This window comes from Bacillus proteolyticus (assembly GCF_001884065.1).
GTDB classification, from domain to species: domain Bacteria; phylum Bacillota; class Bacilli; order Bacillales; family Bacillaceae_G; genus Bacillus_A; species Bacillus_A proteolyticus.
On record NZ_MACH01000090.1, the window covers coordinates 1 to 1,651 of the forward strand.

Sequence of the window (1,651 nt, forward strand, 5' to 3'; positions counted from 1 at the left end):
TTGGGACCTTGTCCCTGTGAGAGTAGGACGTCGCCAAGCAAAAACCTAAGTCGTTTCGACTTAGGTTTTTTTATGTTTATTTTTATTTACCAAATGTCATAATCCATACATTTAATAACGCTAAAGAAGAAAAGGGAATGAAATAGAGACTGTTTAAAAAAATGGATGATCAGGTGATAAAAAGGTTATAAAGTAATACGTTTAAATGTTAGTTAAAGGTAATAATTACCTTTTTATGTTAATTACGTTGTAGAATGACTAAAAATATTTTAGCTCTTATATGAAAAGGATTTTACATAAGAAAAACTCTATAATTAAGGTAGTTAATATATATTTTTTGATGGGTGTGGGGATTGTGAAGGAAATATGTATGTTATTAGTGGCTGTTATATTATGGGGGACGGCAATTGCGCCAACGAAATGGGCATTAGAATCTATTAACCCGTTTACTTTACTGTTTATTCGTCTTTTCTTTGCGGGTGGAATCTGTTTACTATTCTCATTTAAACAATTAAAAAGATCAGTTGTACATAAACAAGTCCCGTGGAAAAGAATGAGTTTGCTATCTTTTACTGGTGTAGCTGGGTACTTTATGTTCACATCCTACGGCATTTCTTTAACAAGTGGATTACATGTTAGTATCATAGATGCTGCGTTACCATTAGTTACAATTCTTTTTTCGGCGTTCTTTTTGAAAGAGAAAATTCAGCTGAATTATTGGATCGGTATTATATTAGGAGTTATAGGGGTACTTCTTATTACAATTCCATCTAATAATGTCGATCAAGAGGTGTCTTTAATAGGAGATATCCTTATTTTATTAAGCACTTTCTTATTTGCTTTCTATACAGTCTTGTTAAAACAGCCAAAACAGGAACAGTATCTATCAAACAAGGTTTTTACAACATTAACTTTAATTATTGGAACGTTTATTTTATTACCATTTGCAATGGTAGAAACTTTTTATTACGGTTTTCCAAAGATTGAAACGTGGAAGACTGGACTTAGTGTAATGTATCTTGTTATTGGAGCGACAATTCTAGCATATTGGTTTTGGAATAAAGCACTAGAGAGAGTTTCTGCATCAGTAAGTGGATTATATTTAAATGCATTACCGTTAATAAGTATTGTTGCTTCAATTGTTCTATTAAATGAATCTTTAACGTGGAGAATAGTAATAGGCGGTGGTTTAGTCTTATTTGGAGTGATATGGGCGGATAAACGTAAATTAATTGATTTATTTATGTCAGGAGATCGAAATATTAAAGAGAATGAAGAGTGTTAAAGTTTATAAGTGCATGTATATAATGTGTAATCAAAAGGACGTCTTGTATGTAATGGGCTGTCCTTTTTTATTATTTTCATTGAAATAGAGAAATAGGATAACTGAAATTAATATAGAAAATACCTTTGGGAATTATTTTTATTATTAATTGAATAAAAGGTGTTGACGATTATCCTATAGAGGTGTAATATAGAACAAGTCGCCGATAGCAATAACGCAGAAAGCGACAAACGAAATAAAAAATAAAATGAAAAACTTGGTTGACATTGAAACATGAAAATGTTAACATAAGGGAGTCGCAAATGAGCGACCAAGTAGTTCTTTGAAAACTGAACGAAACAAACAACGTGAACGTCAATTTTTATT

The 1,651-nt window shown here is 31.1% G+C and carries 1 protein-coding gene; it reads left to right on the forward strand.

Features of this window, described 5'->3' with window-relative positions; genetic code table 11:
- Nucleotides 1-370: 370 nt before the first annotated feature.
- Nucleotides 371-1,285 carry a DMT family transporter gene (locus BAQ49_RS14510; RefSeq protein ID WP_116733461.1) on the forward strand — a complete coding sequence of 305 codons (915 nt, stop codon included), beginning with the start codon at nucleotides 371-373 and terminating at the stop codon, nucleotides 1,283-1,285.
- Nucleotides 1,286-1,651 lie beyond the last annotated feature (366 nt).

Bases quoted from the DNA above. Each gene is read 5' to 3' on its own strand.
- BAQ49_RS14510 (WP_116733461.1), top strand. From the start codon at position 371: ATGTTATTAGTGGCTGTTATATTATGGGGGACGGCAATTGCGCCAACG.